Source organism: Rhizobium sp. BK176 (genome assembly GCF_024808055.1).
This window is the reverse complement of sequence record NZ_JANUBV010000010.1, coordinates 214945-239850: the sequence shown is the minus strand read 5'-3', so window position 1 is coordinate 239850 and position 24906 is coordinate 214945. Positions and strand designations below refer to the sequence as shown.

Below are 24906 nucleotides of genomic sequence, written 5' to 3'. Positions count from 1 at the left end.
GCAGGTTCATCATGACATCGGTCATCGGTGGTTCCTTCCAATCAGGTTGGTGTGAGCAACCCGACTTTACCGGAGAACTTCGATGACCGCCGCTTCGCCGCTCGCTCGCTACGGCGCGATTGAGAACGCGCTCACGAGCGGCTTCGCTACCGCCGACCTACACCATTCGGCGGGACACGACCTGCCCTTCAATTCCTCGACGACCGACACCATGCCAGACCAACTCCATCGACAGGGCTGGAGGTAACAATTTTCGCGGTCTGAATCTTTCGGCTTTTGCTACCTGGAAAAAACTGCGCAACGGCTGCGTTTGGTCGCGGATAGTCTCCCCGTATTCAGGATCAACTCATCTGGTCCATCCTGGACGGTCTATCATCGTGTCGTGTCGCGTTGCTGTGTAACGAAAAATTACACTTAACGATTTCTTAATTAGTTATCTCTAATATTCTGATCGGAACTTCTCCCAGTTCCATGTGGCGAGACTGGCCCGCCTCGGCGGGCCTCTTTTACGCGGCTGCTGCCGTTAGATGCGGAGACCTTTGAAGCACTTCGATGCGTTGATCCGGGAGCCGACCCCAGCCCTCTTTGGATCAACGAGCATCTGGCCGGAGACCAAAGCGGAACCTCCGGCCAGATGTTTCAGGCAAATGCACGTTCGGCTCCTCCCTGTCGTCATGGCAAAAATCATCGTCACTTTTGGCTGAAACGACGCAACAGGATCTTGGGCAGTGCGCTCCTGCGCTCGCTCGTGTGTCTGGCTACTCGACCTAGCCCCGCGGTTGCGGGGCTCTTCGTTTGTCCGGGCTATGTGGTGACCGGGGCGTTCTGTACCACTTCTTTGAGAAGCAGCGGTCAGGGAAACAGCTCCGTTTTGGGAGCCTGCACGCCGTGCGTGCCATCATATCCATTGACCTGCGATGGCACCCAACCCTGCGGAAGGCTCGACGGTCGATAGACCTCGACTTCGAGGGGATAGCACGCCGCGGCATCCGACGAATGTTCGGACGAGCAATCGCCCCCGGGACATGCTGACATGCAAGCGAGAAGATCGATTTCTGCGAAGAACTCCAGGTAATCGCCCGGGCGCACCGGGCTCGCCTTCATGAAGTACTGCCCCGTATCCCGGGTAAAGCCCGTGCACATGAATACGTTCAGGACGTCGTGGATGTGTGTCGACGCTTCGTCCAGCGGCATTCCGGTTTCCTCTGCAAAGGCCCGTGTGAGGTTCGAATGACAGCAGTGATGATACTGTCCTCCATGGCTCAGGAGGTTATGCGTGTAGGGATCGCAACGTGTTCCTATGACGTCGTGCACTGAGCCTCCAAACGCGTCGAAGCCATACCAGTCAAGCGTATCATGGGTGATCGTCGCGATGGGCCGCAGATAAGGCAGGTTCGAGAATAGCTGGTCGCCAAGCCCGACATGAGTTCCGTTCAAGGCACGGGTTTTGCCCGTATAGAGGCGCTCGCTAATGTTGTTGGCGTTGAACAGATTGAGATCGCCGACCTGCGGACCCTCGCCGCAGAGAATGCGACAAAAGTAGCCTGTCGGCACCGTCCAGCATGCGGCATCTCGCGCTGGAACAGTCACGCGCTTCACAAGCGTGAGGTCCGTGCGCAAGGCGCGGTAGGCCTTAAGATCGGGACGTGGCAGGCTTTGCACCGGATAGCAAATCACAGGAGCGATTGCCCTGCGCGCTGATGCATCTTGCGGGGCTTCAGTGACGGGTGGGGGCTTCATCCCTCGTCCTCTCCATGCTGCATATTGGGACTGCCTATTGAAGGCAGGTCAGTTTGCTCAAAATCTAGCCATGTTCGCAGAACCGATGGAGGTTTCAACAGGTTCTTTTGCCGCAGCGTTGAATTCATAGACTTATTGAATTGTCGCGAGTTCGGCGCCGAGGCCAAGAACGGCATCGATCTTGGCAATGTGGCGAATACGGCCGGATCTCGGCGCGGCGATCCGCGTTTCCATTTTCATCGCCTCGACGATTGCAACGATATCCCCTTCAACCACTTCGGCACCATCCTCGACAAGCCATTGACGCAACGTTCCGGGAATGGGAGTTGTAACCGCTCCTTCGCTCGCGCGAGGCGTTTCGCCAGCGGGTTTAATGGCAGCGGCGCCAGAAACCGAGAACAGGCCAGCTGGCAGGGCGAGTTCATGTCGTCTGCCGTCGATCTCGATGAAACTGCGAACGAGACCGCTTTCGACAGGATCGACACGTGGTGCGGGCAGGATCCCTGAAAACTGCGTCTCTATCCAGTTTGTGAAGACCCCGAACCTATCCTGGCCGGTAAAGTCAGGCTCGTTCACCACGGCGCGGTGGAACGGCAGGACCGAGGCGACGCCATCGATCCGGAACTCGGCCAATGCCCGGCGTGCACGCTCAAGGGCGTGGCTGCGCGATGATCCCGTGACAATCAGCTTCGCCATCATGGAATCGTAAAGGTCCGGAATTTCAGAGCCCGTTTCGACGCCCGTATCGAGACGAATGCCTATTCCCGACGGGGCGCGAAAGCGCGTAATCAGCCCCGGCGTCGGAAGAAAGCCTCTTCCAGGGTCCTCGGCATTGATGCGAAATTCGAAGGCGTGTCCGCGCGGTTCCGGGGTTTCCATGACTGATAGCGCCAGGCCGTCGGCGATGCGCAACTGTTCGACCACGATGTCGATGCCCGTGGTTTCCTCGGTGACGGGATGTTCGACCTGAAGGCGGGTGTTGACCTCGAGAAATGAAATGACGCCATCTTGTGACAACAGGAACTCGACAGTTCCGGCCCCGCAGTATCCGACCTCCGCGCAGATCGCTTTCGCCGCCTCATGGATGCGGTTGCGCTGCTCTTCGCTGATGAAGGGCGCTGGCGCCTCCTCGACAAGCTTCTGGTTGCGGCGCTGGAGCGAGCAGTCCCGCGTCCCGAGGACAACCGTGTTGCCATGGCTGTCGGCGATCACCTGCGCCTCGATGTGGCGCGGCTTTTCCAGGAACTGCTCGCCGTAACATTCACCCCGGCCAAACGCTTCAGTTGCCTCGCGCACGGCTGAATTGAAGAGCTCCCCAACCTCTTCCAGCCGTCGGGCGACTTTCATGCCACGACCGCCACCCCCAAACGCTGCCTTGATGGCAAGAGGCAGGCCGACCTCGCGGGCAAAGGCAACCGCGTCTGCCGCTGTAGAAATCGGGCCATTCGATCCCTTGACGAGCGGCGCTCCCACCTTTTCGGCAACGCGACGTGCCTCGACCTTGTCGCCAAGTGCCGCAATGACGTCAGGCGAAGGCCCGACCCATATCAGCCCGGCCTCGATCACGGCACTCGCGAACTCGGATCGCTCGGACAAAAATCCATAGCCCGGATGAACGGCATCGGCGCCTGAGCGTCGCGCAATCTCAAGAATCCGGCCGATATTCAGATAGGTCTCTGAAGGACGGCCCGGTCCGAGGCCATAGGCCTCGTCAGCAAGCTCTGCATGCAATGCGTTTGCATCGGCATCAGAGTAGATGGCAACCGATGAGACGACGTAGTCGCGCGCGGCGCGGATGATGCGAACGGCGATTTCGCCACGATTGGCGATCAGCAGCTTTTTCATCAGTCAGTCTTCCTGTGTGATAGCAGCGGCCGGGACAAGTGGTTCTGCCTGCCTCTCCTGCGGATCGAAGGCGGCAATCAGATTGAAGCGGATGCGTGCGCCGATCGGGATCTGGCCAGCAAGATCGAGATGGTGGCTGGCGACAACACCGATCACGGGATAACCACCGGTCAGCGGATGGTCGGCCAAAAAAAGAACGGGTTGGCCCTCGGCAGGAACCTGGATTGCGCCATGTGCGGTCCCTTCGGAGGGAAGCTCCCCATGAACACTTCTTTCGATCGGAGCGTTCCCGGACAGGCGCATGCCGATGCGGCTCGATTGTGGTGTGACGTCCCATTCCTGTGTGCGTAGCGTTTCAATACCGGTCTGCGTGAACCAATCGGTTCGCGGCCCGGGAATGACATCAAGTGTTACAATCTCGCCCGCACGAGGCAGCCTACCAGCTTCTTGCGGGCTTTCGTCGACAGCGCAGGCAGGCTTTGAAGCAGGGACCAGCAGACTGCCTGTCTGAATGGTCTCGGGACCAACCTTCGCCAAGGTATCGGTGGCTGCCGAGCCAAGCATCGGCTCGACGAGAAAACCGCCACGTAAGGCAAGATAGCTGCGCATTCCGGCCGACGGGATGCCCAGGGTCACCTCGTCTCCCGCGTCGAGCGCAAAGGCCCGGGCAAACGGCGCTTTGATCTCGCTACCATTGTGCGTTCGGATCGTCATGGAACAGGGAGCACCGGTCACGGCAACAGTCACCGCCCGGTCCGCCTGAAAGGCAAATCCGCCGAAGGTCACTTCGATGACAGCGCTCTCGCGAGGATTACCCAGAAGCAGATTGGCAGCCTGCATTGCGCCGCGATCGAGCGCGCCGGACTCCGAGACGCCCTGGCTCGAGCGGCCTTTCCGACCGAGATCCTGATAAAGGGCCGGCCGGTCCGACCTGGTCACCAGAAGGCCTTCCGTTACGGGCGCTGAGGCCGGTGTCTTACCCTTGACTGAAGTCACTGGAATGGCCGGGCGCTGCGCCAGATTGCGAAAGCAAACACGATCGCCTGGCGCCAGAAGAGCCGGCCGTTCACGCGCAGTGTCCCACATTTTGAGAGGGGTTGATCCGAGCAACTGCCAACCGCCCGGACTGTCCGAGGGGTAGATTCCGCCAAACTTTCCGGCCAATGCCACCGACCCGGCAGGGACCTTCACGCGCGGACTCCTTCGTCGTGGAACGTCGAAGCCCTCATCATCGCAGGTCATGTAGGCAAAGCCCGGCGCAAAACCGGTAAAGGCGACCGTATACGTCGCCTCGGTGTGCCGGCGGATAAGTTCTTCCACCGACCAGCCAAGCAGCTTCGCCACCTCCTCGAGGTCAGCACCATCATAAGTTACCGGGATTTCAAACAGATCGCCCTGACGGACACTGCGCTTCGACAGATCCATCCGCGCAATCGAATTCGTCAGTGTTTGACGGTCCGTCAGATAGGGATCGAACTGTATCATCACGGTCCGCGCAGCGGGGATTGCATCCACCACACCGGGAAGCGGCGTGGCAAGAAGCGCATCGAGAAGCGTCAAGGTCGTTTCGAGATCCTTGAGCTCGACGAGGAAGCCACCACTCCCGGCAGGAAGGAAGCGAAGCAGCTCACACATGCGAGGGGCCGACAAAGGACTTCAGGTCGATACCGCGTTTTTCAAAGGTTTCACGCAACGTACGTGCGATCCCAACCGCCGCCGGCGTGTCGCCGTGAACGCAGATCGATTCTGCCTCAAGCGGAATATCGATACCGTCGATGGTCGTGACCCGCTGCTCGTTCACCATCTTGAGCATGCGCTCGGCAATGACTTCCGGATCATGAATAACCGAGCCTGGTAGTCTACGGCTGACGAGACTTCCGTCGGCATTGTATGCCCGGTCGGCAAAAGCTTCGGATACGACCGTCAAACCAGCGTCGCGTGCTTGCTTCACGACAGGGGCACCTGCAAGTGCCAGGAATACCAGGGCGGGATCGATCGCCTTTATGGCCGCAATGACATCCGCTGCCTGTCGCGTATCGTTGGCGATGGTGTTGTAAAGCGCCCCATGTGGCTTGACGTATCGCACCGATGTTCCGGCCGCCCGGGCGAGACCCTGCAATGCACCGATCTGATAGATCGTATCGCCGACGAGCTCATCACTCGACGGATCCATGTTGCGGCGACCAAAGCCAGCGAGATCGCGATAGCCGACATGTGCACCGACCACCACTCCGCGGCCGGCCGCTTCCCGCAAAACGCTCAATATTCCGGCGGGATCGCCGGCGTGGAAACCGCAAGCGATGTTGGCGCTTGTGACGATCTGAAGCACGGCGGCATCGTCGCCCATTCTCCACGGTCCGAAGCTTTCGCCGAGGTCGCTGTTAAGATCGATACTTGCCATGTCGCACACCATTGGAGAATGAGGATTCGAGATTATTGGTCTATAACTTCTCAGGGATCAACGTCGACAAATATGATCTGACCTGCGGGCGTGGAGAGCCCGGTTGCAACGGATGTCCCGAGTTTCAAGCTCTCGAAGAGCCAGCCTCATCGAAGCCCGCTTGGCCCGCGACGTCTCGGCGCCGGTTATGTCCTTGAGGAACCGGACCCGCCTGGAGATCAGACAGCGAGGAGGCGTCCAACCCAATAGCCGACCTGGTGCTTGAAATAATCAGCCTGCTCTGTGGTTTCCCGCCAAGCCATACGGCTGTACAGCCCTCGGCACGCGATCTTGTCGACCACAGAGAGGAAAGCTATGAGGCCAACGATGAAAATCAAACCGCGCATACCCAGACATTAGCAGAGCAGCATTTAGAAACCTCTAACGCATCCCGCAGCACGGCTTTCCCGCCCGCGTTCGCACTCAATGAAATTGACGATCCAAGGCGAGGCAATTCACCGATCGGCCGAAAGGATTGATTTGAGCAATTGAGTGCTTCCGAAGGCCCCGCCGTCAGTCCGGCAAGGTAAGTTTAATCCGGTGAGGTTCGGGTTCGCGGGGCAGCGACCAAACCCACCCCATGCGGGACCATCCGGTTGGCCGACCATCGGGTCCGACGACAAAAATGGAAGTCGCCTTGATTTGGATCAAGGACATCATCTACGGCGTTCAGATAGCCTCCACAGAACTTGGTCCCAGGGACCGGCCTATCGACGAGGAGGCATACAGGATGGATCAATCGGTCACGCGCCTAAGAACATCGTCAATGTCCCCGGTGAAATGCCCATCGATCACCGCCGTTGGCAGAGGTGGTGCCGACATCTTGCTCGAGCGGGCGGACGACGACCACTGGATCGTGACGATGCTTTCTCGTACAGCGCTCGAATGGGCGAAAAGTGAACTCTGCTGTCCTCTTCGTGCCTGCTTCGCCGGAAGCATGAAACTGGACATCCTGAGCACCAACCGGCTGTTGAAACAGGCAAACAGTCAGGGATTCAGGACGGAATTTATCGGCCTAGGTGGTAGAGACGTCTTTTGACGCTGCTCGAGGTCGGCTGGCGGCCTTGAAGACGAAACGCGGCGACAAAACAGAACCCGAAGATCGACGAATTGAGAGGCATATGCTCGCGCTCGGTCACCATAAGCAAACCTCATATGGGCATGACGGCTCCTTACTTGCGAGGCGGAAGGCAACTGGCTATGCCCATTTTTTAAACCCGGACCTCGCTTGACACTTTTTTAGCCCCTCCATATGGTTTTGAACCAAACGGTAAAAAAAGGGGAACAATCATGACAAAAGACCTTCTCATGTCACGTCGCGCGCTCATGGCCTCAGGCATTGCCCTTGGCGTCAGCGGGCTGGCCCCGATCGCGCGCGCTGCTGCCCCATTGAAGGTGGCGGGCATCCATGCCTCGCCCGTCGAGAACGCCTGGAATTCTTGTCTTCACAAGGCCTTGCAGGACGCCGCCAAGGAGGGCGTAATTGAATATGTATTTTCAGAAGGTGTTTCCGGGACCGACTATCCCCGCGCCATGCGCGAATATGCCGAGCAAGGAAACAAGCTGATTATCGGCGAAGCCTATGCCGTCGAAAAGGAAGCGCGCCAGGTGGCGGCCGATTACCCCGACACCGCGTTTGTTCTCGGATCGAGCGGCAAGGAAGAAGGCAGCAATTTCGGCGTCTTCGGCACCTGGAATTACGACGGCGCCTATCTCGCGGGGATGCTGGCAGGCAAGATGACCAAGTCGAACATGGTCGGCTCCGTTGGCGCCATGCCTATTCCCGAGGTCAACATGCTGATCAACGCCTTCGCCGAAGGTGTCAAGTCGGTCAATCCCGACTGCAAGCATCTCGTGGCCTTCATTGGCACGTTCTTCGATCCGCCGAAGGCGCGCGAGGCAGGCCTTGCCCAGATCGATGCTGGTGCCGACATCCTGTTTGGCGAGCGCATCGGAACTGCCGATGCGGCCAAGGAACGCAAGATCAAGGCTGTCGGATCATTGATCGACTATACCCCACGCTATCCCGACACCGTCTTTGCAAATGCCCTGTGGGGTTTCAGGCCCATTCTGAACGCGGCGATTGCCGATGTCGCTGCGGGCAAGCCCGTCGGCCGCAACTACACCGCCTTCGGGCTGATGAAGGAAGGTGGAAGCGACATCGTCTTTGTGAAGGGCGTGGCGCCCGCAGACGCGGAAGCGGCCATGGAAGCCAAGCGCGCCGACATCAAGGCCGGCAAGTTCGAGGTGCCGCAGAACATGGAACAGCCAAAGTAAGTTCGGCCGATCCATGCTCGGCAAACGGCCAGTCGACGCCACCGACGTTTCAGAACTGATCCGTTCCGGCCAACTGACTGCAACGGAGGCGATGCGGCAGTCTCTGGCCGCTGCCACCCGGCTTTCCAGTCTTGGTGCCATTACTCATCTTAATGGCCCAATGGGGATTGCGACCGCCCAGGCAGCCGACGACGAGCGTCGGGCCGCCCCGACGCGTTTCTCGGCGCGTGCGTTTGGTGGTGTGCCGACGCTTGCCAAGGATCTTGGCGGCCCGTTCAAGGGTCTGCCGGTTGCAGCCGGTTCGCGCCTTTTCAAGCGAGATTCCGGCAATGCCGATTCCGAGCTTGCAGCCCGGTTTCGCGCGGCTGGCTTTTGCCTGTTTGGCCTGACCACGAGCCCCGAACTCGGCCTGTCGCTTGCAAGCGAGCCGGCAATTGGGCCGGTCTGTCGTAATCCGCATGACCCATCCCGAACCGCTGGCGGTTCATCGGGTGGTGCGGCCGCAGCTGTTGCCGCCGGCATCGTTTCAATAGCACATGCGACCGACGCTGGCGGCTCCATTCGCGTTCCAGCCGCCTGCTGCGGCCTGGTTGGGCTGAAGCCCAGCCGGGGCGCCATGCCAGCAGGTCCTTCGTTCGGCAATCACCTCGGTGGCATCGCAAGCGAATTCGTCGTGGCACGCTCAGTCCGGGACACGCAGCTCGCTCTGATCTCGTTGAGCGGTAAAGCGCGTGGCCCATTTCCTGATGTGGCCATGGAGGCCTCTTCTTCGTCCCGCCTGAAGATCGGCCTCCTGACGGATACCGGTGCGCGGTTTCCAACCGCCACCGACCGGCTGGATGCAGTCGAGGCGGCGGCGACTGCGCTCGAACGAGACGGCCACGAGATCGTCCGACTTGAGTGGAGCGATTTTGAAACCGCCGTAGGATATAGCGCGCGCGTTTTCGAGGACATTGTCGCCGTCAACCTGTTCAATCTGGCAGAGGACCTTGAGCTCGACCTGGCAATGGCCGAGCGCCTCACACAGGCAGTCGCCGAACAGGGCTGCGCGATGCCTGCCGCCGCCCTTTGGGCATCGCTGAACAAGGCTGTTCTCGTTAGCCATCATATGTGGGGTCTCTTCGACAGGGTTGATTGCGTTCTGTCCCCAATGCTGTCGTCGGCACCCCTTGCCGTCGGCTCGTTCCCATCCGATCATGCCGACACCGAGCTGCATTTCGATCGCATGGCTGCCTTCGCGCCGCTCGCGCCACTCGCCAATGTCTCGGGAGTTCCTGCCTTGACGTTTCCTTTCGGATCAGATGCTGCCGGCTTGCCGCTGCCGATCCAGCTGATGGCACCAATCGGCCGCGATCTGCAGCTCCTGTCGCTCGCCTTGCGACTGGAAGCCGAAGGCCGTTGGCAACATCCCTTCGAAATCGCGGGCGCGCCCGCATGACCACCGTGCTCGATATTTCCCGTGTCTCGAAGCGGTTCGGCGACAACCTTGCCAACGATGATATTTCGCTGTCACTCAAGGAAGGAGAGATTATCGCACTCCTTGGCGAAAACGGCGCCGGCAAGACAACGTTGATGAGCATCCTCTTCGGTCACTATGTGCCTGACTCCGGTCGCATAATGATCCATGGCCGCGAGCTGTCGCCGGGCAGGCCCCGCGAGGCAATCCGGGCTGGCGTTGGCATGGTGCACCAGCATTTCTCGCTCGCGCCAAATCTCACGGTCATCGAGAACATCATGACCGGGACGCAAAAACTCTGGGCGTTGCGCTCGAACACAAATGCCGCGCGCAGGAAGCTCCTTTCGATTTCGGATCGTTTCGGGCTCAAGGTCGACCCTGACGCACGTCTCGGTGATCTGTCGGTCGGGGAGCAACAACGCGTCGAGCTTCTCAAGGCGCTCTTCAACGACGCTCGAATCCTGATCCTCGACGAGCCAACCGCCGTTCTCACCAATATCGAGGCCGAACGGCTGTTCTCGACGTTGAAGGAGATGGCCCGCCAGGGATTGTCGGTGATCTTTATCTCCCACAAGCTGGATGAGGTCATGGCCGCCGCCAACAGGATTGTCGTGCTGCGCGGCGGCAGGATGGTCGCCGAGCGTCTTCAGTCGGAAACCAGCAAGGCCGAACTCGCTGAACTGATGGTCGGTCACCGGGTCAGCCGCCCCGTACGCGAACCGTCGACACCCGGCGCCGTTGTCCTGGAAGGCGTTGGGATCACCGCCAGGATTGGCGGGGTCGACAGGCTGAAGAGCATCAACTTCCACCTTAGTGAAGGCGAGGTGCTCGGTATCATCGGCGTTTCCGGAAACGGCCAGGCGCCCTTGGCAGCCTTGTTGTCCGGCATGCTGTCGCGCACGGCGGGTGATCTCGTCCTGTTCGGAAAAAATGTCGGCAATCTCGACGTGGCGGACGTCGTCGCAGCTGACATCGGTCGCATTCCCGAAGACCGAAACAAGGAAGGGGCGATCGGCGAAATGGCAATATGGGAAAACGTCGTGCTCGAGCGTCTTCCCGCCTTCTCCCGGGCCGGAATGGTCGACCGCAAGGCAGGCATGACGTTTGCCCGGGAGATCATTGATGCCTTCGACGTGAGAGGTGGTGCGCCGCGCAGCCGTACCCGCCTCCTGTCCGGTGGGAACATGCAAAAGCTTATCCTCGGCAGGAATCTGCAGCAGCGCCCCCGTATTCTGATCGCCGCGCAGCCGGCACGCGGTCTCGACGAGGGCGCAGTGGCCGCCGTCCACGCCCGGATCCTGGACGCCCGCAGGCAGGGCACGGCGGTTTTGTTGATCTCCGAGGATCTTGATGAAGTGATCGCGCTTGCGGACCGCATCCAGGCGATCGTCGGTGGCAGCCTGTCGCCGCCTGTCGACTCGGGAGACATCGATGCACGCCGGCTTGGCCTGATGATGGCGGGCGACTGGAGTGAGACCCCTACGGAGATCAGACATGCGCCTTGAACGCCGCGAGCATCGGCCGGTCTATCTCCTGGTCGGGTCGCCGATCGCTGCCGTCTTCTCAGCACTTCTGCTTGCCGGCATTCTGATCGCAATCGCCGGCGCGCCAGTCCTGGAAGCCTATCGCCGCATCCTGATTGGCGCCTTCGGCTCACGTCTCTCGGCGACCGAGACCTTGACCCGGGCGACGCCCCTTATCCTGACCGGTCTTGCAGCCGCGACGGCCTTTAGGGCAAGGCTCTGGAATATCGGCGCCGAAGGCCAGTTCTACGTCGGCGCTATCGCAGTCGCCGCCTGCGGCTCCAAACTGCTGGCTGGCCTGCCGGGCCCGATCCTCATTCCAGCCTTGCTATTGATCGGTGCTGTCGCGGGCATGGTGCTGATCCTCGTCCCGCTGTGGCTCAGATTGCGCTTCTCTGTTGACGAGGTGGTGACCAGTCTCCTGGTCAACTTCATCGCGCTGCTTTTTGTCTCCATGCTGATCAACGGTGTGCTGAAGGATCCAATGGCCTTTGGGTGGCCGCAGTCGCAGTCCGTGGTCGACGATGCCATGCTGCCGAAGGTGGTTGCCCGCTCGCGCCTCCATATCGGCCTCCTGATTGCGATCGTCCTTGCGGTCATCATTCATTTCCTGCAGACGAGGACGGTCTTTGGCATGCAGTCACGCGCTGCTGGCCTCAGTCCGCAGGGCGCGGCGTTTGCCGGCGTGCCTCTGACGCGGACCCTGGTCAAGGTTGCCTGTCTTTCCGGAGGACTTGCGGGACTTGCCGGCGCGATCGAAGTCCTCGGCGTCAAGGGCTATGTCACCACGGATCTGTCCCCTGGCTTCGGCTATTCCGGTATCGTCGTCGCGATGCTCGCCAACCTGAACCCGCTCGGTGTCGTGCTTGCGGCGCTGTTCACGGCAACCATGTTCGTCGGTGCCGACGGCATGAGCCGCAGCCTGGCCATACCGACCTACATCGCTGACGTAACCGTAGCGCTGTCGCTCCTGACGATGCTCGTTGCCCTGTTCTTCACCCAATACAGGATCCGGCGATGAACATTATTGTCGACATCATCTCATCGGCCGGCCTGTGGGCGGCAATCCTTCGCATTGCCACACCCCTGATCTTTGGCACCCTTGGCGCCCTTCTGTCAGAACGCGCCGGCGTTCTCAACCTCGGCATCGAGGGCATCATGACCTTCGGCGCGATGATCGGGTGGCTTGCGGTCTATCACGGCGCCGACCTTTGGACCGGTCTCTTCGTGGCCGCACTGGCAGGCATGGTGTTCGGTTTCCTGCACGCCGTGATGACTGTTACGCTCGGCCTGTCCCAGCATGTCTCCGGTCTTGGCGTGACGCTGTTTGCCTCAAGCTTCAGTTACTATATTTTCCGTCTGATCGTACCTGTGGCCGGCACACCGCCAACGATCGTCCCCTTCCAGCCAATCAGTATCCCTGGCCTTTCCACCATGCCATTTGTTGGACCGGCCTTTTTCACGCAAACAGCGCCGACCTATCTCGCCATCCTCACCGCGCTCCTTCTTGCCTACGTCGTCTTTCACACGCCGCTTGGTCTTGCGCTTCGCATGACCGGTGAAAACCCGCATGCGGCGGAAGCCCAGGGCGTCGATCCGATCCGGATACGCTATGGTGCGGTGATCGTCGGCAGCGCGTTAATGGGCATGGGCGGCGCGTTCCTGACGCTGTCAGCCTTCAACAGCTTCTTCCCGACCATGGTCCAGGGTCGTGGGTGGATCTGCATTGCGCTTGTCGTCTTCGCATCCTGGAGACCCGGGCGTGCACTTTTTGGAGCGCTTCTCTTCGCCTTCTTTGACGCCTTCCAGCTTCGCCTGCAGACCGTCGTCCAGGGCATTCCCTATCAGATTTTTCTGATGACCCCGTATATCCTGTCGATCCTGGCGCTTGCCGTCATGGCACGCCGTGCGCGCGTTCCTCAGGCCCTGATGCAATCTTATCGCCGTGGCGAACGGTAAAAGGAGACCCAATGTTCGAGCTGATCATCAGAAAAGCGAACCTTCCCGATGGCCGCAACGGGATCGACATTGCGGTAGAGAACGGAAAGATTGCTGCGATCGAGCAGCAGATCGAGGCTTCTGCCGGAACGGAAATCGATGCAACCGGGCGGCTCGTAACACCTCCCTTCGTTGATCCCCATTTCCACATGGATGCCACGCTGTCACTCGGCCTGCCGCGAATGAACATCTCGGGCACGCTTCTCGAAGGCATCTCGCTCTGGGGCGAGCTTCGTCCGTCATTGACACAGGAGGCGCTGGTCGATCGCGCCCTGCGCTACTGCGACCTTGCCGTAAGCCAAGGCCTTCTTTCCATCAGAAGCCACGTCGATACGTCCGATCCACGTCTCATAACCGCCGAGGCTCTGATCGAGGTTCGAAAACGGGTAAAGCCCTACATCGACTTGCAACTCGTTGCCTTTCCGCAGGATGGCTATTACCGGGCGGAAGGCGGTGTCGACTCGCTGAAGCGTGCCCTCGACATGGGGATCGACATTGTCGGCGGTATTCCGCATTTCGAGCGAACGATGGAAGACGGGCGCGCGTCTGTCGAGGCGCTGTGCAGGATCGCCGCTGATCGCGGACTTCCGGTCGACATGCATTGCGACGAGACGGACGATCCGATGTCGCGTCACATTGAAACGCTGGCGGCCCAGACAGTGCGTTTCGGGCTCCAGGGACGTGTTGCCGGTTCCCACCTCACCTCGATGCATTCGATGGACAACTACTATGTCTCGAAGCTCATCCCGCTGATGGCCGAAGCTGAAATCAATGTCATCCCCAACCCCCTGATCAACATCATGCTACAGGGCAGGCACGATACCTATCCCAAGCGCCGCGGCATGACACGCGTGCGTGAACTGATGGATGCCGGGCTTAACGTCTCCTTCGGGCACGACTGCGTTATGGATCCCTGGTATTCGATGGGCTCAGGCGACATGCTGGAAGTCGGACATATGGCGATCCATGTGGCGCAGATGGCCGGGATCGCTGACAAGAGAAAGATCTTCGACGCCCTTACAGTGAACTCTGCAAAGACGATGGGTCTTGAAGGTTATGGGATGATGAAAGGCTGCAACGCGGACTTTGTTGTCCTGCAGGCAGCCGACCCTATTGAGGCATTGCGGCTCAAGCCGACACGGCTTTGCGTCGTCCGCCGGGGCAAGATTATCGCTCAATCAAAGCCACGGATCGCCGAGTTGTCTCTCGATGGCCGGCCCACGACGATCGATAGCGGTCTAGATTACGTGCCGATGACGCCGTCGTGAGGGCCAAAATGCGCTCCTGCCCCGCGCCGCGCTTTGACTGATACGGTCATGGGTGTCTTTGGTGTGGAGCGCTGGAACCAGGATCCAAGTTTGCGATGGATTTCTGCGAGACACGAGGCGCGCATTTGACTGCCCTCGTCACCTTCCGGGATGGTGTGCCTGCGATCGCAGCATAGGAGGCGATCTCCATTGCCTGGCTGAACGAGCAACGGGCAGAGATCGAGCGGCTCGCCGAAGGGGCGAAGCAGGTGCAGGAAATTCTGGAAAATACTGCTGTTTTCCGATAAGCGGAGTGTTCACCACAAGCGCTTCATCGCCGTCATGGAAAACCTGCAAGATCACCTTGGAACCTTAAACGGTTACGGCCCGGACGTCCTGGAAAAGCACGGGCTGCGATCTCATCCCGATGCAGAGACCCTTCTCGTACATGAAGACAAGTCATGTCTGATCTATGAAGCACAGTCCGACCTCTACGACGGATCGATGCGAAGCGGTTCTGGCGCTGATGGCTGGCGAGCTGCCAACACAAAATAAGACCCCTGCCGCGGCCTCGAATTGCTCCTAGGCAGTGCGGCCGCTGATTGTCGGCGCCCAGGATCACGCACGTCTGCCACGGCTGTGATGGTCATCCTAATTAGTGAAGGAACCTTGGACCGGAGAGATTGTCCTGAGGCCGCCGTGCCAGGCGATCGTCCTGGCATCTTATCTTCATCGCGTTCTGACACGACGGCGGTGCCAGGTGTAGGCTTTGGCCGCTCTAGAGGTGTTGGACGGGTGCTTGATCTGCTGTTGTGCGATTCGTCGAGCTCTTGATCGAAGGAACGAGCTTCTTATCTCCTTCGGCCCTGCTTCTCGAACCCGACGGGCGACAGCATCCCGTTTCTGACGTGCTTGCGTTTCGGATTGTCGAACATCTCGATGTAAACGAACACGTCCTGGCGGCCCTCATCGCGTGGACGGTAGAGCCTGCGGCGATCCGGTCATAGGCGATGGAAACGTTCACCCCCAAATAAAAACGAAGGTCGCAAAGCTCTCCTTTTTTAAACTTCGCGCCGGATAATCCGCGTCACCAGCATGGGTTAAGTCGACGCTGACGGACGCGCAGTGCCTCCCTCTGGAGGCGCAGCGTGATCATCTGCTCTTCTCCCGGAAATTCAAATGGGAATTAGACCTTATCCCAGTGAACAGCGGCCCGCGTATGCAATCGGCAAGTTGCAATTCTCATTGCGGGCAAAGCGTTCGAAACTGCAGCGCCCGGATACGCGGGCGGTTAGACAACCGCGGCTGCCATCTCTCACTGACCTGCTCCTGAAGGCAGCAGAACTGCGCCGCCGATGCTGGTGCTCTAAGCCGTCTGTGAACGAAAGACCCTGCGGCACGAGGACCGGCTACAACTCGCAGTGACGATCCTTAATATCTCATCGCGCAGTCCCTGCGCCGGCACCCTAAGTCCGGCCACAACGAGTAGGTGCTATTCAGTAAGAAATCTGTCCGTTCCTGATTTCGGTCCCATTGGAGGAGAGTTCCTCCCTCAGGACCTCTCTGGCCTCTGGGCTAATGACCGCGACTGGGGCCGCTACGGCGAGACGCGCCGCCGAGCCCGCAAAATTTGCGGCCGTTACCCCGATCTGGTCCGCGACGCTTACCATTCCGCCATCCAGGCTCTGCCCCGCGAGTCGCCGCCCAAGCAGGCGCACGATCTCCGGACTGTCGGCGAAGGCATTGTGGCCGAGCGGATCGTTCGTGGCGATGGCGCTGGTGTCGATGACGGAAACGCCGAGGTCGTCGAGAAGAGGTGCGTAGGGTCTGAGATCGGACCCGCCGAGACGTTTGACCCCGCCCGAAAGCCAGCCCGAGACTTCCAGCGCCTTGTCGTGTTTCGATGTAAGGATCGCAAAGTGCGGCCGCTTCGGCCCCATCTCCGTGAACTGACGGCGAAACACGTCGATGTCGATGTCCGGCGATGCAAGAATGACGTTCTTCACCTTCGCCGGGATCGATTTCTCGCGCATGGCGACGCCGCGCAGGGCCTCCGCCGCCAGCCAGCCGCCCATCGAGTGGGCGAGGATTGTCACATCCGAGACGTCTGGACTTTTCACCGCCTGGAGGATCAGATCCTCGAGGGCGCGGCGCGAGTAGTTGGCGCTCTCCTTGTCATAGAGGTAGTCGAAGACCCGTCCCCTTGACGGCCAGGTGAAGAGGATCGGCGCGGCATCGGTTCCCGAGTCATGGACGATCTGCGCGAAGCGGAACACAGCGTCGGCATAGGTGTTGTTGAAGCCATGAACAAAAATAATGACTTGATGCTTCTTGTTGCGATTCCGCCGGTACCAGTCCAAGGCCTTACCTTCGGATTCCACCTTGTCGACCTGGGTGACCGCGAAGTCATTTTGCGGGTTGGGCGGCATGCGCGACGGCCACTGCACCGCTCCGATCTTGCGGTTCCGATCGGGCGGGATGGACACAGCGACGCTATTCAGCGAGATCGCCGTCCCGCGGTCCCCGGAATAGAGCTTGCCGGGATCCTCCGAACTCTTTCTCGTCGTGGCGACAAGCATGGTGACCCGAGTGGTTCCGACCGGGGCGACGGCGAGCGGCCGCAGAACGTCCTGAGCCCGGCTGGCGCAACCTGATGTGGCAACGGATAGGGCCACGAGGACCGGGACGGCTTTGCACGCGCAACGAACGGTCGCGATCGTCGCGGTGCGGCGGTATCCCTGGGCAACGCGCCCAGGGTGAGAGAGCGTTCCTGTCATGTCAGTTCTGCTCAACTTCGCGCGGGATACGGAACCAGGTGACGTAGAGGGCCGGCAGGAAAAGAAGCGTCAGCGCCGTGCCCACGACGATCCCGCCCATCATCGCGTAGGCCATTGGTCCCCAGAAGATTTCGTGCGAGATCGGAATCAGGGCGAGCGTCGCAGCCGCCGCGGTGAGCATGATCGGTCGCATGCGATGCTCGGTCGCCTCCACCACAGCCTTCCATGGCGACATTCCCTCCGCTCGCAACTCCTCGATCTGCACAATAAGAATGACGGAGTTGCGGATGAGGATTCCGACGAGCGCAAGGACTCCGAGCAGGGCGACGAATCCGAGTGGCGAGTTGCTGGCGAGCAGCGCCACGACGACGCCGATGAGGGCCAGCGGCGCCACCGAGAAGACCAGCAACAGCCTGTGGAAGCTCTGGAGTTGGATCATCAGCAGCGTCGCCATGATGACGAACATGGCAGGCGCCACCTTGGCGATCGGTCCCTGGGATTTGGCGCTTTCCTCGACTGCGCCGCCGACCTGGACCGAATACCCGGCCGGCAACGTCTTTTCGAAGGCCGCGACCTTTTCGGAGAGCGCCTTCACGACCGTCGCCGGCTGCGTCGCGTCGCCGATCCCGGCCTTGATGGTGATGGTCGGAACTCTATCGCGTCGCCAGATCGTCGGCTGTTCGAGCTCGTAGTGGAAGGTCGCCACCGAGGACAGCGGCACGGCCTGGCCGCTGCTGCTCTGCAGTTGCAGGTCAAGCAAGGTATCGATCGAGCCCCTCTCTTTTTCCGCGGCACGGCCGATGACGTCGACCAGGTAGATGTCGTCGCGGACCTGCGTCAGCGCGCTTCCCTGGACGACGGTGTTGAGCGCCGTCGCAATATCCTGGGACGAGACGCCAAGCTGTCGGGCCTTGTCCTGCAACACGTCTATCTTCACGACGCGGGCTGGTTCGTTCCAATTGAAGGCAAGGTTCCTAAGCGAGGGATGGGTACCGACGATCGTCCCCAGCTTCTGTGCCAGGTCGCGCACCGTCTGCAGGTTCTCGCCGGACACCCTATACTGGATCGGCTTGCCAACCGGAGGGCCGATGTCGAGAAGCTTCACGTAGGCGTCCGTTCCCGGAAATGTCTTCTGAAGATAAGTTTCCATCTGCTGCTTCAACTTGTCCCTGACGTCCAGCCCCTTGGTGACGATGATGGTCTGGCCGATGGACACGTCGGCCGGCTGCACGTCGAACGAAAGAAGGAACCGCGGCGCGCCCCGTCCCACGTATGTCGACCAGTGTTCAACATCAGGGTTACCGGCCAGCACCTCATGTTCGAACTGGGCCATCTGGCGGCTTGTCTCGGCGATCGAACTGTTCTGCGGCAGGCTCCAGTCGACGATCAGTTCCGGACGGTCGGAGCTTGGGAAGAACTGCTGCTGCACCATCGATAGACCGACGACCGAACCAGCGAAGAGCAATACGGTCGCGACGATGGTGATCCAGCGCCAGCGCAGGCAGAACTGCAGAAGGCTTGAAAACGCCTTCGCAAAGCGGCCCTTATGCTCGGCATGCTTCTTTATCGTCTTCGGCAGGATGGTCACGCCGATCAGAGGTGTGAACAAAACCGCGACCACCCATGAAACCACCAGCGAAACGGCGATGACGACGAAAAGCGTGAACGTGAACTCGCCCGCGCTGCTCTTGTTGAAAGCGACAGGAATGAAGCCCGCTACGGTGACCAGCGTGCCCGTCAGCATCGGAAACGCCGTGGACGTATAGACGTAGGTCGCAGCGCTTCTGAGGCTGTCGCCCGCCTCCAGCCGCGCGACCATCATCTCGACGGCGATCATGGCGTCGTCGACGAGAAGACCCAGCGCGATGATCAGCGCTCCGAGCGAGATGCGCTGCAGCGAGATGCCCGTGTAGAGCATCACCAGGAAGGTGATGGCGAGCACGAGCGGGATTGCGACCGCCACCACCATGCCCGCTCTCATCCCGAGGCTGATGAAGCTGATCGCCAGCACGATCGTGACGGCTTCGAACAGGGCCTTGGTGAAGCCGCCGACCGCCTCCTCGACCACCTTCGGCTGATCGGAGACCTTTTCGACGGAGACGCCGACCGGAAGCTCCTGGATGATGTTGCCCATCGTCTTTTCAAGGGTTTCGCCGAAGGCGAGCAGGTTGCCGCCCGTCTTCATGCCGATCGCGAGGCCGATTGCCGGCTTTCCGTTGAACCGGAAGAGCGACGTCGGCGGATCGACGTAGCCGCGGGTGATGGTGGCGACGTCGGTCAGCGGGAAGAAGCGGTCGTTGACCCGGAGATTAATCCCGCGCAGCGTTTCCTCGGAGATGAACCGCCCGCCGACCCGCAGGGCGACGCGCTCGGGCCCCGTTTCGACGAAGCCGGACTGGGTGACGGCGTTCTGCGCCTGCAGCGTGGCGATGATGGCGGAGCGGTCGATGCCGAGGGCGGCGATCTTGCGGGTGGAGAATTCAAGGTAGATCACCTCGTCCTGCGCACCGACGATGTCGACCTTGCCGACGTCGGGGATCTTGAGAATCTGCGTTCGGGCGCTCTCGGCGTAGTCGCGCAGTTCCCTCTGGGTAAGCCCGCTGTCGCCCATAAAGGCGAAGATATTGCCATACACGTCGCCGAACTGGTCGTCGAAGAAGGGTCCGACAACGCCCTGTGGAAACTCGTGCCTAATGTCATCGACCAGGTTGCGGACGCGCGACCAGGTGGGCTTCACGTCCCTCGCGTTGGTGTCCGCCAGCAGATCGACGAAGACGATCGTTTGACCGGCGGTGGTGATGCTGCGTGTATGTTCGAGGTTGTCGAGTTCCTGCAACTTCTTTTCGATGCGGTCTGTCACCTGCTGCGTCACCTCAGCGGCTGAAGCGCCGGGCCACTGTGCCTGGATCACCATCGTCTTGATGGTGAACGAGGGATCCTCCTCGCGACCGAGGGCGAGATAGGCAAAGGCGCCCGCCACCGCGAACATGATCATGAAGTACCAGACGAGAGAGCGATGCTCGAGCGCCCAGTCCGAAAGGTTGAATTTTTTCAAGGGCTTGGCTCCTGTGCGAGTTTCACTTTCTGTCCGTCGACAAGTTCATCGATCCCGGCGACGACGATTTCTTCCCCTTCCCGCAGGCCGGAAAGCACCTGGACGACGCGGCCACCAGCCCGCTTGTCGAGTTGGACCGGTCTGAGCTTGACCGCACCTGTCGACCGGTCTACGACCCAGACGTTTTCGGCGCCATCCTTGTCGCCTATGGCGGAGATCGGCAGGGTGACTGATCCCTTCTTTCCAGCAAGGGGCTTGACAGAAACCACCGTGCCGAGACGGAAGATCTCAGGTGCCTGATCTATAGCGAGCTTGACCCTGTAAGTGCGGGTACTGGGATCAGCCTGAGGCGCGATCTCGCGCACCTTGCCCACTGTCTCCTGCTTGGGGTCGAGTTGGAGCGCGACATCGACGTGGTCGCCCACGCGCCCAGATGAAAGTAGCGCCTCCGGAACGTCGACGACCACGTCGCGCTGCTCGAGGCGTGCCACCTTCAGGACCGGCTGGCCCGCCGACACGGTCTGGCCCATTTGTACGAAGGTGGCGGTGACGACGCCATCGAACTCGGCTCTCAGCTCTGAATAGCCAAGCTGCTCATTCGCCTTGGCAAGGCTCGCCTTTGCTCTCGCAACATTGGCGGTCGCCGACTTGAGCTGCTGTTCGGCAAGATCGTGTTCAGCAATGCTGGCTGCATTGTTCTGGACGAGCCTTCGCTTGCGCGTTTCGGTCGTCGCGGCGTTCTCCAACTGAGCCTGGGCGTTGCGCAGATCGGCTTCCGCGCTCTTGACCGCTAGCTGCAGACTGAGAGGATCGATCTCCGCAAGGACATCGCCCTTGTAGACCAGGTCGCCAACCTCGACCTTGCGAGAAACAATCCGCCCCAGGGTCCGGAACGCCAGATCGGTCTCGATGCGGGCTCGCACGACGCCAGGCAACCCTGCCGCTTGGTCCCGCTCGGCCGTGGCTATTACCGCTTTGACAGGACGAGGTCGCGCCTGCTCTTCTGCGGCGGAGTTTTGATCGCAACCGACAAGCAGGGGAATTGAGAGAAGAATTGAAAGAGAGCTGCATATGCGGACGAGTGTCATCTCACTTGCCTTCCCAGGCGACTGCCTGGCCTTCCTTGAGAAATTTACCGCCTTCGGTGACGATCACGTCTTGCGCCGCCACGCCGCTGGTGACGACGAAATCGTTCTGGCGGTACCGGCCCACCGATATCTTGCGGAGCGAAACCGAGTGGTGTTGGGGATTGACGAGCCACACGGCTGGTTCACCTCCGGCGGAGGCGATCGCGGTATAGGGCAACACAATGCCGTCTCGCTGCGAGGCCCGCAGCTTGCCCACCACCGGGGTCCCCAGCGGCCATCGCACTGCCTCCTGAAGGCCGACCTTGATCCGGATCGTTCCGCCCTTCCCGTCGATCACAGGAGAGACCTCGCGTATGCCAGCGTGCACGTCGTGCGCGGGATCGGACACTGGCGCGACCTCGACGTCGTTCAGCGGTCGGCCGTCGAGGAAGAACGCCTCGAAGACATCGAACACCGCATCTCTCGGACCGTCATGGGCGAGCGTGAAGGCGGACTGTGCGGCTGACACCACCTGCCCCGTCTCGATACCGCGCGCGGTGATGATGCCGTCCGCGGCTGCCCTCAACTCGGTGTAGGACAGAGCGTCCTCGGCGGCCGCAAGGGCGGCCTCGGCCGCCTCGAGAGAAGCCTGTGCGCTCAGCAGTTCTTTCTGGGCGTCGTCGAAGATCGCCCGCGGCACGGCCTGCGATTGTAGCAGGGACTTCGCCCGCTCGAACGCAAGCGTCTTCTGTGCGAGGACGGCCTGCGCGGACTCCAGCGCGGCGCGGGCGACGCTGACGTCGGCCTGCTGTTCGGTGTCGTTCAGCCGCGCAAGGACGTCGCCAGCGTGGACGTGTGACCCGACGTCGACCTTTCTCTCGACAACCCGGCCACTGACGCGAAACGAGAGCTCGGTCTGGACCCGCGCTCTCACCTCGCCGGTGATCTCGGCTCCCGGTTGGTAGCGCGTCTCCGCCGCCACAACGACGCGGACCTGCTGCGGCGGCGGGGCCACTGCCGCTTTCTCGTCGCAGGCAGCCAGAACTGCGCAGGCGACACCAATTCCCAGCAATCGGGAAGACTGCATTGTTTTGCTCCGGTATGGTTTTCGACCAGATTGGCGCCGGCGTTTCACCGCGGGTCCATTCCGATGATGCTGCGGGCCGTCGCCCATGTTGACAGCGCCCACTTAAGGCCTTGAGTGGGCAATGTCAACATCGACTGTTGAAAAAGTTGACAAGCGCAACATAATGCCTCCCGCCACCATTTTAACCCTTGAAGTGCACTGCACTGTGCAATACACAGCGACATGCACCGTGGAGTGCAACGCTGAAATTCAAAGGGTGTAATATGAAAATTTGGACTGCTTCAGGCGCCGTCTTCCTGCCGAGGGGGCCCGCGTTTACGAATGTCATAGGGGTCGTTGGGCTCGGGGCCGCTTTGGTGTGCGCCTCCATATCTGCGGCTTGGGCCGAGGAACCGGCAGGGCCCTTGAAGCCGGCGATCAGTGATGAGGCCGCCATGGCAGTCTCGCAGATGGGCAGGACGCTCATGGCAACAGACCTGGCGACGACGGCACGAACCATTAGGGTCTATCTGGACGAATCCGGACGACCTCTTCACATCTTCCACACGATGAAGATCGCCGCGCACCGTCCCGACCGGATAGCCGTCGAAATTTCTGGCGATGACGGCCAGCAGAGCCTCTACTACGACGGCAAGGCTGCCTCGGCCTTCTTTCCCGGCAGCAAGAAGTACGTGGTGATTCCCGCATCGGGTGACATACCGTCCGCGCTCGACGAGGTAGCGGACAAGCTGGCCGTCGATTTTCCGCTCGGCGCCCTTTTTGCAGCCTCTCCGGAAAAGGTCCTGCTCGACGATGCCATCTCCGCCCGGCAGGTCGGGACGGACAAGGTCGACGACATCGAGTGCAGGCATCTGTTTTTCGCGCAAAGGTCCGGGATCGACCTGGAATTGTGGGTCGAGAACAATAGCGCGGCCACCCCGCATCGACTGGTCGTCACCTATCGGACACTTCCGGGCGAACCCAGTTTCATTTCGGAGTTCACGAGCTGGAAGACCGACGAGCGCCCGTCCGACTCCGACTTTTCCTTTCATCCGCCGGCCGACGCGGAAAAGATCGAACTCAATTCGGCCGCTCCGACACCGGAAGGGGCGAAGTGATGACCCATGTGAAACGGACCTTCGCCGCTCTTCTCGCGATCACGGTCGCGACGTCGGGCGTTGCCTTTGGCCAGTTTGCTCCGCCGCCGGGCGGGCCGCCGCATTTGCCTGCCGGCGGGCCGCCCCGTCCGCCCGTAGGCGCAATGCCGCGCCCGCAGATCGGCGGCACGCCGCCGCGTCCACCGGTGGTCAACCACTCCCGTCCGCCGCTGAGCGCCCAGAGTCGTCCGCCGGCGGACCGCGCATTCCCGACCCGCGCGCCGAATGTCGGCGGCGTAAGGGCGCGCTTGGCGGAAGGCCCTGGCCGAGGAGGGAACAACCTGTCGGGCAACATCCGCAACACGCTGAACTCGGGCGGCAATATCACGGGCAACCGCGCCTTCATGAACTCCGGGGGCAATATTGCCGCAAAGGACTCAGGCAACGTCACCGTGAACAATTCCGGCGATGTCAAAGTCTCTGGTAACGGCAACGGATACTTCGGTCGTGGATACTATGGCCGTGGAGGCGATGGCGGCGGCGGAGATTACGGGAGCGGAGATTATGGGGGCGGAGACTACGGCAGGGGATACTATCGCCGCGCAGCCTACGCCCTCGGCGGATATGCGGTCGGAGTAACCACCGGTGCCGCGGCCGCGTCGTACGGATCCGAATCCGGATCCGGATCCGGAAGCGGAAGCGGAAACACATACAACTATTATCAGTCTGGATCTTCTAACGGTTCCTCTCACTCAACCTCCTCGGGCTCGTCCTCTTCCGGTTCCTCTGGCGGGTCGTCTTCACGTTCTTCCGGCGGAAGTTATTCGAGTTCTTCTGGCGGGACTCATTCGGGTTCTTCTGGCGGGACTTATGCGGGCTCCAGTTCCAACTCGCCCGCTGGCGGTGGGAATGACGGCGCCAATCAGGCAAGCAGCAGCGGCGGCCCCAATCCGCTGATGGTGGGCATGTTCAACAGCCTGCCACCGGATGGCACGGCATGGACCACGGAAGCCGCAGTCGCTTGGCTTCAGGCCACCGCCGCCAATTTGCGGATCGCTTACAATATCCCGGGAAACATCTCGGTCACCGGCGAATATCCGCCGTCTGATTACAACAGCGGCCAGGGCGGGGATTACGGTCAGGGCGGAAAATACAGCGGGCCTGGCGGGAATAACGGCGCACAGGGTGGGATTTACGGCGGACAGGGCGGAAATTAGAGTCCGTTCGAATTACAGAGCTTAGCATGAGGGCCGGTCGAGCGAGGCAACCGGCCCTTGCGATGCACTGGACAGTGCAGTACATTACAAGTGCACTCATT

18 protein-coding genes and 1 pseudogene are annotated in these 24906 nt (G+C 60.7%); 10 read left to right on the top strand and 9 right to left on the bottom strand.

The features are described from left to right. Window positions 1-82: 82 nt before the first annotated feature. Window positions 83-247 carry a hypothetical protein gene (locus tag FHT76_RS26425; RefSeq protein WP_259185993.1) on the top strand — a complete coding sequence of 55 codons (165 nt, stop codon included), beginning with the start codon at window positions 83-85 and terminating at the stop codon, window positions 245-247. A gap of 605 nt (window positions 248-852) precedes the next feature. Here the strand turns inward: FHT76_RS26425 and FHT76_RS26420 are convergent. The 4 genes from FHT76_RS26420 to FHT76_RS26405 all read right to left on the bottom strand — a co-directional run bounded on the left by FHT76_RS26420 (window position 853) and on the right by FHT76_RS26405 (window position 5986). After that, entirely contained in the window at window positions 853-1740 is an 888-nt protein-coding gene (locus FHT76_RS26420; protein WP_259129506.1) for a DUF1989 domain-containing protein, read from the bottom strand. Window positions 1741-1872: 132 nt separating this feature from the next. After that, entirely contained in the window at window positions 1873-3585 is a 1713-nt protein-coding gene (locus tag FHT76_RS26415; protein ID WP_259185992.1) for a biotin carboxylase N-terminal domain-containing protein, read from the bottom strand. 3 nt (window positions 3586-3588) lie between these two features. Next, window positions 3589-5220, bottom strand: a complete 1632-nt coding sequence (locus FHT76_RS26410; protein WP_259129509.1) for an urea amidolyase family protein — start codon at window positions 5218-5220, stop codon at window positions 3589-3591. After that, window positions 5213-5986, bottom strand: coding sequence for a LamB/YcsF family protein (locus tag FHT76_RS26405; RefSeq protein WP_259129510.1), 774 nt, complete (start codon window positions 5984-5986; stop codon window positions 5213-5215). The genes FHT76_RS26410 and FHT76_RS26405 overlap by 8 nt, the downstream gene beginning before the upstream one ends. Before the next feature lie 676 nt (window positions 5987-6662). On the opposite strand from FHT76_RS26405, the gene FHT76_RS26400 reads away from it, so the two are divergent. The 7 genes from FHT76_RS26400 to FHT76_RS26370 all read left to right on the top strand — a co-directional run bounded on the left by FHT76_RS26400 (window position 6663) and on the right by FHT76_RS26370 (window position 14547). Next, a complete protein-coding gene (locus tag FHT76_RS26400; protein WP_259129511.1) occupies window positions 6663-7064 on the top strand; it encodes a hypothetical protein in 402 nt (133 codons plus the stop codon). A 251-nt stretch (window positions 7065-7315) separates the two neighbouring features. After that, on the top strand, window positions 7316-8302 hold the full coding sequence (locus tag FHT76_RS26395; RefSeq protein WP_183756182.1) for a BMP family protein: 987 nt from the start codon (window positions 7316-7318) through the stop codon (window positions 8300-8302). Window positions 8303-8315: 13 nt separating this feature from the next. Continuing rightward, complete coding sequence (locus tag FHT76_RS26390) at window positions 8316-9740, top strand: amidase (RefSeq protein WP_259129512.1); 1425 nt, start codon at window positions 8316-8318, stop codon at window positions 9738-9740. Further along, window positions 9737-11263, top strand: a complete 1527-nt coding sequence (locus FHT76_RS26385; RefSeq protein ID WP_259185991.1) for an ABC transporter ATP-binding protein — start codon at window positions 9737-9739, stop codon at window positions 11261-11263. The genes FHT76_RS26390 and FHT76_RS26385 overlap by 4 nt, the downstream gene beginning before the upstream one ends. Next, window positions 11253-12302: an ABC transporter permease gene (locus FHT76_RS26380; protein ID WP_259185990.1), complete on the top strand. Its 1050-nt coding sequence runs from the start codon at window positions 11253-11255 to the stop codon at window positions 12300-12302. Before FHT76_RS26385 ends, FHT76_RS26380 begins: the two co-directional genes overlap by 11 nt. Continuing rightward, on the top strand, window positions 12299-13240 hold the full coding sequence (locus FHT76_RS26375) for an ABC transporter permease (RefSeq protein WP_183864664.1): 942 nt from the start codon (window positions 12299-12301) through the stop codon (window positions 13238-13240). Before FHT76_RS26380 ends, FHT76_RS26375 begins: the two co-directional genes overlap by 4 nt. An 11-nt stretch (window positions 13241-13251) precedes the next feature. Beyond that, window positions 13252-14547: an amidohydrolase family protein gene (locus FHT76_RS26370; protein WP_259129515.1), complete on the top strand. Its 1296-nt coding sequence runs from the start codon at window positions 13252-13254 to the stop codon at window positions 14545-14547. Between the two features lie 830 nt (window positions 14548-15377). Here FHT76_RS26370 and FHT76_RS26365 read toward each other — a convergent pair. The 5 genes and pseudogenes from FHT76_RS26365 to FHT76_RS26345 all read right to left on the bottom strand — a co-directional run. Further along, window positions 15378-15521 (bottom strand): annotated as a pseudogene (locus FHT76_RS26365) (IS3 family transposase); the annotation flags it as partial. A 501-nt stretch (window positions 15522-16022) separates the two neighbouring features. Then, window positions 16023-17303 (bottom strand): alpha/beta hydrolase, encoded by a 1281-nt coding sequence (locus FHT76_RS26360; RefSeq protein ID WP_259129516.1) that lies wholly within the window; start codon window positions 17301-17303, stop codon window positions 16023-16025. A 1-nt stretch (window position 17304) separates the two neighbouring features. Then, window positions 17305-20358: an efflux RND transporter permease subunit gene (locus FHT76_RS26355; protein ID WP_259129517.1), complete on the bottom strand. Its 3054-nt coding sequence runs from the start codon at window positions 20356-20358 to the stop codon at window positions 17305-17307. After that, on the bottom strand, window positions 20355-21446 hold the full coding sequence (locus tag FHT76_RS26350) for an efflux RND transporter periplasmic adaptor subunit (protein WP_259185988.1): 1092 nt from the start codon (window positions 21444-21446) through the stop codon (window positions 20355-20357). Before FHT76_RS26350 ends, FHT76_RS26355 begins: the two co-directional genes overlap by 4 nt. 1 nt (window position 21447) lies before the next feature. Next, window positions 21448-22512 carry an efflux RND transporter periplasmic adaptor subunit gene (locus FHT76_RS26345; RefSeq protein WP_259129519.1) on the bottom strand — a complete coding sequence of 355 codons (1065 nt, stop codon included), beginning with the start codon at window positions 22510-22512 and terminating at the stop codon, window positions 21448-21450. 434 nt (window positions 22513-22946) lie between these two features. Between FHT76_RS26345 and FHT76_RS26340 the strand changes: the two genes are divergently transcribed. Both FHT76_RS26340 and FHT76_RS26335 read left to right on the top strand, forming a co-directional pair. Further along, window positions 22947-23609 (top strand): DUF2092 domain-containing protein, encoded by a 663-nt coding sequence (locus tag FHT76_RS26340; RefSeq protein WP_259129520.1) that lies wholly within the window; start codon window positions 22947-22949, stop codon window positions 23607-23609. After that, window positions 23609-24805, top strand: a complete 1197-nt coding sequence (locus tag FHT76_RS26335) for a hypothetical protein (RefSeq protein WP_259129521.1) — start codon at window positions 23609-23611, stop codon at window positions 24803-24805. Before FHT76_RS26340 ends, FHT76_RS26335 begins: the two co-directional genes overlap by 1 nt. Window positions 24806-24906: the final 101 nt, after the last annotated feature.